Source organism: Neisseria sp. P0001.S005 (assembly GCF_051963715.1).
Genome location: NZ_JBQCTZ010000555.1, coordinates 1 through 510 on the forward strand (window position 1 = coordinate 1; position 510 = coordinate 510).

Here is a 510-nt window from a genome sequence, read left to right on the forward strand (position 1 = left end):
GAATTAGTGAACGTCTTTCCAGAATTCTTTTTTCAGGAAGTAAGCCAATGGCAGCATTACCGCAAACAGGAATGCCAAAACCATGTAGCCGATGCGGTGGCGTTGCAACTGAGCAGGCTCACCCATGTACACCAAGTAGTTCACCAAATCGCGTACATAAGTATCGTACTCTTTTTGGATCACTTTACCGTTAGGCAGGCGACGGCTGTGCAGACCGGTAGATTCCCAATACAGCTTAGGAGTCAGGTTGCCATGCTCGTCTTTAATCATAACGGGCTGACCTTTGGCATCCAACTCAACGGCTTGAACACCTTGTTGCTCCCACAGTGGGTGAGGCATACTCGCACCGGCCAAAACAGTATTGTTCCAACCGGTCGGACGAGTTGGGTCTTTATAGAAGCCGCGCATATAGGCATACAGGTAGTCTGCACCTTTAGAACGGGCAATCAGGGTCAAATCCGGCGGAGGCGCACCCAACCATTTGGAGGCATCTTTCGGATCCATTGCCGC

At 50.6% G+C, this 510-nt stretch carries 1 protein-coding gene; it reads right to left on the reverse strand.

From position 1 onward, the window contains the following. Positions 1-3: 3 nt before the first annotated feature. Positions 4-510: cytochrome c1 (locus ACTHSP_RS21625; RefSeq protein WP_440346959.1), on the reverse strand; the 507-nt coding region annotated here is incomplete at its 5' end.